This is a genomic window from Streptomyces sp. ADI95-17, assembly GCF_003846175.1.
Taxonomy (GTDB): domain Bacteria; phylum Actinomycetota; class Actinomycetes; order Streptomycetales; family Streptomycetaceae; genus Streptomyces; species Streptomyces sanglieri.
In genome coordinates, this window is sequence record NZ_ML123057.1 from 64,891 (window position 1) to 71,768 (window position 6,878).

At 69.0% G+C, this 6,878-nt stretch carries 6 protein-coding genes and 1 pseudogene; 4 read left to right on the top strand and 3 right to left on the bottom strand.

From position 1 onward, the window contains the following. Together EES42_RS43390 and EES42_RS43395 are read left to right on the top strand one after the other, a co-directional pair. The coding region (locus tag EES42_RS43390; RefSeq protein ID WP_164495588.1) for an integrase core domain-containing protein at positions 1–337 on the top strand (337 nt) is incomplete at its 5' end. Between the two features lie 209 nt (positions 338–546). Next, positions 547–1,755, top strand: coding sequence for an IS110 family RNA-guided transposase (locus EES42_RS43395; protein WP_164495603.1), 1,209 nt, complete (start codon positions 547–549; stop codon positions 1,753–1,755). 22 nt (positions 1,756–1,777) lie between these two features. Here the strand turns inward: EES42_RS43395 and EES42_RS47095 are convergent, their stop codons facing one another. Together EES42_RS47095 and EES42_RS43405 are read right to left on the bottom strand one after the other, a co-directional pair. Further along, positions 1,778–2,173, bottom strand: a complete 396-nt coding sequence (locus EES42_RS47095; RefSeq protein WP_241196981.1) for a hypothetical protein — start codon at positions 2,171–2,173, stop codon at positions 1,778–1,780. Positions 2,174–2,257: 84 nt separating this feature from the next. Then, positions 2,258–2,770 (bottom strand): tetratricopeptide repeat protein, encoded by a 513-nt coding sequence (locus EES42_RS43405; RefSeq protein ID WP_206433972.1) that lies wholly within the window; start codon positions 2,768–2,770, stop codon positions 2,258–2,260. Between the two features lie 286 nt (positions 2,771–3,056). Between EES42_RS43405 and EES42_RS43410 the strand changes: the two are divergent. Together EES42_RS43410 and EES42_RS43415 are read left to right on the top strand one after the other, a co-directional pair. Then, positions 3,057–3,497: pseudogene (locus tag EES42_RS43410) on the top strand (S41 family peptidase); the annotation flags it as partial. Positions 3,498–3,839: 342 nt separating this feature from the next. Then, positions 3,840–4,907: a bile acid:sodium symporter family protein gene (locus tag EES42_RS43415; protein ID WP_124723698.1), complete on the top strand. Its 1,068-nt coding sequence runs from the start codon at positions 3,840–3,842 to the stop codon at positions 4,905–4,907. Positions 4,908–5,058: 151 nt separating this feature from the next. On the opposite strand, the gene EES42_RS43420 is transcribed toward EES42_RS43415, so the two are convergent. Next, on the bottom strand, positions 5,059–6,552 hold the full coding sequence (locus EES42_RS43420) for a hypothetical protein (RefSeq protein ID WP_124723699.1): 1,494 nt from the start codon (positions 6,550–6,552) through the stop codon (positions 5,059–5,061). Positions 6,553–6,878: the final 326 nt, after the last annotated feature.

Genomic DNA, 6,878 nt, shown 5'->3' on the forward strand with positions numbered 1-6,878 from the left:
CTGGGCGGATTCAATCGATCGTCGCATTGAATCCGCCCAGTACACGAGTCGGGCCTTCGCCGAAGCCTGCCGCCGGGACGGCGTTCGCCAGAGCATGAGCGCGGTCGGCAGCAGCGCGGACAACGCCGCCGCGGAATCGTTCAACGCGACCTTCAAAAGGGAGACGTTGAAGGGGCGAAAGGGCTGGTCAAACGAGCGTGAGGCCCGACTTGACGCCTTCCGATGGCTGTCTCGCTACAACACGCGACGCCGGCATTCCCGGCTCGGCCAGCGATCCCCGATCACCTACGAGAACACCTTCCACTCAACAGCAACTACCCTGACCCGAGCCGCATAGACGTGTTCAAGATCCGGGGTCAAGGCCCCGGCATGACTTCCCCCCCTTGTTAACCATGATCCGGGGGGTGGTGTCACCGGGCCCGGAGGCACTGACTGACCGCTGATTAGGGGCATGACCGCCGACTCTTCGCAGGTCGGGAGGCTCTTCGTAATGTGGATGTGGCGATCGGTGCCGTGGACGAGGCCGGGCAGAAGCACGACCGGAGGATGCACGTGATCGAGACTGGCGACATCGACGTCTATCTCGGCCTGGACGTCGGCAAGGGCGAACACCACGCCACCGCCGTCACCCCGGCCGGGAAGAAGGCGTTCGACAGGCGCCTGCCCAACACCGAGCCCAAGCTCCGCGAGCTGTTCGCGAAACTCCAGGCCAAGCACGGAATCGTCTTGGTCGTGGTCGACCAGCCGGCCTCGATCGGAGCCCTGCCGCTGGCCGTCGCCCGGGACATGGGCTGCCCCGTCGCCTATCTACCGGGCCTGACGATGTGGCGGATCGCCGGCCTCTACCCCGGCGAGGCCAAGACAGACGCGAGAGACGCGTTCATCATCGCCGACGCAGCCCGCGCGATGCCTCACACCCTGCGCTCGGTCGACCTCGAAGACGAGACGATCGCCGAGCTGGAGATGATCGTCGGCTTCGACGACGACCTGACCGGTGAGGCCACCCGGGTCGCGAACCGGCTCCACGGCCTGCTGACCCAGATCCACCCGTCCCTGGAGAGGGTCCTGGGCCCACGGTTGCAACACCCGGCTGTCCTGGCCCTGCTGGAGCGGTTCGGGTCACCGGCACAGATCCGCAAGGCAGGCCGCCGGCGGCTGGTCACGCTGCTGCGGCCCAAGGCACCGCGGATGGCCGAGCGCCTGGTCGAGGACATATTCACCGCGCTGGACGAGCAGACCGTGGTGGTCCCCGGCACCGAAGCGGCCGCCCTGATCGTCCCGAGCCTGGCCGCCTCGCTCGCCGCCGTCCTCGACCAGCGCAAACTCCTGGCCGGGCGGATCGAGGAACTGCTGGAGGCCCACCCTCTTTCCCAAGTCCTGATCTCGATGCCGGGAGTCGGCATCAGGACCGGAGCCAGGATCCTCATCGAGGTCGGCGACGGCAGCAGCTTCCCCTCCGCCGCCCACCTCGCCGCCTACGCCGGACTCGCCCCAGCAACCCGCAACTCGGGCTCCTCGATCAGAGGCGAACAGCCCTCCCGCCGAGGGAACAAGCAGCTCAAACGGGCCTTCTTCCTCTCCGCATTCGCCGCCCTCGGCGACCCGGCCTCCCGGGCCTACTACGACAAGAAGATCGCCCAGGGCAAGCACCACACCCAAGCCCTCCTCTGCCTCGCGAGACGACGAGCCGACGTCCTCTTCGCGATGCTCCGCGACGGCACCTTCTACGAACCCCAACCCGCCCGAACAGCTTGACCGAACACCACGCTGCGAGCGCTCACGAGACGGGCTGATCTGCGACGTCTCGGTACTCGTCCACGAGCCGGAAGAAGGCGTCAAGCGGAGATTCACCAGGAAGGTTCTCCACAATCGCAGCGTCCCATCCAGTCGCCATCGACCATCCACGGGTCCTGCTGAGCCAAGCGGCAAATCCTCCGCTTCCACGATGAAACGGGAACTCCTCATCGGCATCGTGGACCTGAAGAGCGAGGTGGTAGCCGAACATCATCACCGCTAGTTCCTGCAACGAGCCGTTACGCACCCATGCGTTCGGCCGCTGCCGAACGGCATCCAGCAGGTCATAGACGTCCCGCCACTCTTCAACAGCGCGTGCCTTCGACTCTCCGCCTGACACTCCCACCGCATCCCCCTCTCCAGCCGACACCACCAGCAAGCTAACCCGCCACCTTGACGAACTACATAGGGGCACCCCCCGCCAAGGCCCTCCTGCGCTGGCCTTGTGCAGGGCAGGTGCTTCCTAGTCGGGGCGGCCGTCGGCGAGCCACTGGGCGAGGCCACGCAGTCCGACCGCCCACCGCCCGAGGTCGGTGACCTCGGCGTGCCCGGTGACGACGGTGAGCAACTCGGCCACCGCCTCGTCTGGCCGCTGGGCATCGTTGAGGGTCATGGCGCGGAAGACGCGTACGGAGTCCGAGTCGGGGAACTCCCTGCGGGCGCGGTCGAGCACCGCTAGCGACTCGTCCAGCTCGCCCAGCCACCTCAGGGTGCTGGCGTACTGGCACAGGCACCGGCGCAGGACGTCACCGTCGAGGTCAAGGGCGAGCGCCCGCTCGTAATAGCTGCGGGCGGTCTCCTCCTGGCCCGCGGTGTCGTAGGCGCCACCTACCTCGAATATGAGGACTGGGTGACCAGGGTGTTCGGCAAGCAGTGCCTGGAAGTAGGCGATCGTCGGCGCCATGTTCGCCCGGTCGCGCTGGTCGTAGCCACGCTGGATCGCCTCGGCCAGTTCGGGCGTCACGTCGGTCGTCACTGCTGCGCCTCCATGCGTACGGGTCCGAAGATCGGCTCACCATAATGCAGCCTCGTCCGCAGGCGCCTGCCTGTGGGCCGGCCCGGCGTTGGCAGCGTTGGCGTCTGTACTTGATGGAGCCATGTTCCTCGTCAGACGCGGATGCCTGCCTCGGCGAGGGTGGGCTGCTGTCAGCTACCGATCATGACGAGCGACGCCCCGGTTTACCGTGTCTGCCAGTCCGTCAACCGAGAGGAGGGGCTGCTGCAGGGATAGGTGACACCTGACCTTGCAGCAGTCCCGTATGTTCGTCGATGCGGACGGCAAGAAGTTCGTGTGGTCGGTCAAGGACGGTGCCCCGTACCTGGACGGGAAGCCGCAGGCCGGGGGCGCCGGCCGTCCCCTGGGCCGGAGCAGGCCGCCGGTCGCCGTGCTGACCGGCCGGCAGACAGCCAGTGCGGGTGAGGCGGTTGTGGTGGCCTTCCGCGGACGCCCGGCCACCCGGTTCTTCGGCGAACAGACCCGCGGTGTCCCTACGGGGAACGACGCGTACCGCCTGTCCGACGGCGCCATGCTCATTCTCACGGAAGTCAAGGACGCGGACCGCACGGGCCGCACCTACGACGAGGCGATCCGGCCAGACGAGGAAGTCATCAAGGATCCCCGCCCGGTGGCCCGCCACCAGGATGCCGTGCTGGACGCGGCCCAGAACTGGCTAAACAAGCAGGCCGCATGCCGACAACAGTGAACCACTGTGCGGTCACTTCGGAGATTCGTGGCTGAGAGCCAGGCCCTCCGGGGCGATCAGCCGCCGGCAGCGGCCGGTTTCCTCGGCCAGTTGGGGGTAGCGCCCTTCCGTGCGAGACGCCCCGGGTGGCTCTGCTGGGCCGCCTGTGACCGGGGCGAGGTCGCGTACGTCGCTCCGGACGGGTCAGATTTACGCCGTCCGCTGGCGGAGGTGTGGGCCATGCCGTTCGAGCGTGTCTTTCCGGTACGCGCCTTCGCGTCGTACCGCCGACAACGGAACCTGCCGGGCCGGTGGCGGTCGGCGACGACGTAGCGCTGCGTAACGCGTAGGCTCCACTACGTGATGGCTGTGGTGAATGCTGTGCAGCGGTGGCTGCTGGGGCTGATGCTGGCCTGCTACGTGTTGGCCGGCGTGTTCCCGGCACCCGGCGAGAGGCTGCGCAGGCTGGCGCTGCCGATCCCTGTGGGCGCGAGCGCTCTGACGGTGCCGATGGTGTTGTTGGCGATGATGCTGTTCAACGCCGGCCTGGGGGTGCGCGTCGCCGATCTGCGCGGGGTGGTGGCCCGGCCGGTGCGGCTGGTGCTCGGTATCGCCGCCAATGCCCTGCTCCCGTTGCTCGTGCTCCCGGTCGTCGCTCTTGGCCTGCGTACCTGGCACGATCCGGCGGAAGCGGAGGGGCTGGTGGTCGGGCTGATGCTGGTGCTGGCGATGCCGATCGCGGGCGGCGCCGCTTCCTGGGGGCAGAACGCGGGCGCCAACGTCCCGTTGGTCGTTGCCATGGTGATGGGTTCCACGCTGCTCAGCCCGCTCACGGTACCCATCGGAATGCACCTGGCCGGCCAACTGGTCGGTCCCGACGGTGCCGGCGCCCTGGACGACACGACTACAGTCGACGTCATCGCCCGGACAGGAGCCGGGGTCTTCACGCTGGTTTCGGTGGTGCTGCCGTGCCTCGCCGGAGTCGTCGTACGGGTCGCGCTCGGCGAGGACCGCGTCCCCCGAGTCCTGCCCGCGGTCAAGTCCGTCAACGTGGTGAACATCCTGCTGCTCTGCTACATCAACGCGGCTGGCGCGCTCGGACAGGCCCTCGCCCACCCGGACCCGGACTTGCTGGTGCTGGCGCTCGGCCTGTCCGGCGCGGTGTGCTGCCTGACCTTCTGCTGCGGACGATGGATGTCCCGCTGGACGCACTGTGACCAGCCGGATGGGGTCTCCCTCACGTTCGCCACCGGTATGAACAACAGCAGCGCGGCTGCCGTGCTGGCCGCCTGCTGGTTCCCCCACCGCCCCGCGGTGCTGCTGCCGATCCTCTCCTACAGCCTACTGCAGAAGATCGTCGCAGGAGTGGCGGCAAAGCCACCTCGCCCCGGAAAAAGGGGCGTGGCCGCCGACTATGCAAGGTTGGGTTGACCACCTCGGGCTCCGGCTGCTCAACCTGATCCTTCACCTCGCCGGTCACGTCCATCGAGCAATGCAGTCTCCAACTGGATCGGACACCAGGAGCAGCGGCCCGGGCCGACAGGCCGCCTACCGAGCACGCAAGCTCGGCGAGTTCCCCGAGCTAGGGCTGTGACAGGGCCTCCCGGACGGCGTCGATGCCGAGGGCCAGGTCCGCATGAAAGCTCTGGTGGAGGTCGAAGTCCCGGGTCATGTCGACGTAGTAGCCGTCCGGCAGGGTCGACTCGGCACGCGAGAGGTCGCTGTTCAGTTCGTCGAGCTGGTGGATCATCCGGTGGGTGTCGCTCAGGGACTGCCTGAGGGCCTCGGCGAGCGGGCCGCCGGACTGAGGGGAGATGGCCGAACCGGGCCGGTGCGACGCGCGCAGCGCCGCCCGCACCGCCGCGCGCCGGAACTGGGCCAGGGCGAGGGAGGCTTCGATCCCGTCGTAGGAGACCTCGTTCGTCCAGGGGTCGTCATCGGCGAGACCCGACGCCAGGAAGCCGACGCGTCGGGGGACGTCGAGGTCCTTCACCGCGTCGAACATCGGCGCGGCGAGCGCGGCGTCCTGGGCCAGTGCGACCGCGAACGCCCGGGCGTCCTCCCTCCGGAACTCGTCCCTGGTGGCCCGTGTCCCGGACCTCTCGGCCTCCTGCCGGAATCGCTCCACCTGAAGGGCGAGCACCGCTCCGAGCCGTACAGCCGCCAGTTCGGCCGCGGGAAACCCGCCGAGCGCGGCCTCGCGGCCCTGTGCGTCGCACCGGGCGAGGCCGGCCGCGTACGCCCGTACTCCGGACGGCGCGGGCTCGGCGAACGAGTGCAGCACGGGTGCGCCGAAGGGCGGCACGGGGAGCGAGGAGCCGAGGTTCCACAGCGGCGGTCCGGGGGCGCGGCGAGCGGTGGCCCCGTCCGCACCAATGGAGCCACTCACCTCGTCCAGCCCGGCCCGCAGGTCGAGTACGGAATCCAGCGCGGTGGCCAGCTCGCCCAGCAACTCCGCGAACCTGACGTCTGCCTCCGCGGCCCCCTCGGCCGCGCCAGCCCCATCGGCCTCCCCCGGCGCCTCGGCACCTCTGGCCTGCCGTGCCCCCGTCTCCGCTCCGAGCAGCTTGCCGACGTGGCGCAGGGTGCGGTGCACCTTCGGCATCGACAGGCCCAGCTCGTACCCGATCGCTCCCGGAGCACAGCCGGCCAACCGAAACGCGGTGACGTTGAGTTGACGCTCGTTCAACTCTCTCAGCGGGGCGAGCGCCACCACCGTCCGGGCCTGCACCAGGGCGTCGGTGCTGCCCTTCCCCAGGAGGGCTGGCACCGTCCCGTGCGCAGGGCGGAGCGCCCCGCAGCCGCCGCCGACGGTCATCCGACACGTCCAGGCCCGCAGCGCCTGCGCGGTGACCACGGGGGTCCTGGTGTCCTTCGCGGCCCCGGCCGCGTTCGCGCCCAGCAGGTCCATCCACCGCCGGGCCACCGTCATCGAGTCCTGGGCGAGTCGCGCCGCCTCCACCAGGTCCGCGCCCCGCAGCAGCGACAGGGCGACGAGCGGCCCCGCGTGCGCCCGGTAATAGTCCCCGAACCCGACCCCACTGACGGACGCCGCATCCACCGGATCTGTCGCCATTGACCCAACTCCTCTGCGCTTATAGTCACTTGTGTTTCCGTCGGAGTTCAAGGTAATGGTTCGACGCGCGGAGACGGACTGCCCCGCCCCACGCTCCGATGGCAAACGAGCGAGATCCGATGACAGAGGACAGGGGGTTTCAGCAGACTCCGGACCTCGAGAAGCGGACACAACGGGCGCAATTCGAGGGAGCGTGACACTCGTGTCATGCTTACGCTCCGTCAGCGCGGCACCGTGCGGGAGCGCGCGGCCCCTTGCGCCTCCCAGGCTCCCAGCTCGCCTTCCAGGAACGGGCCTGCCTGGGGAACCGGCCTGTCAACCTCCCA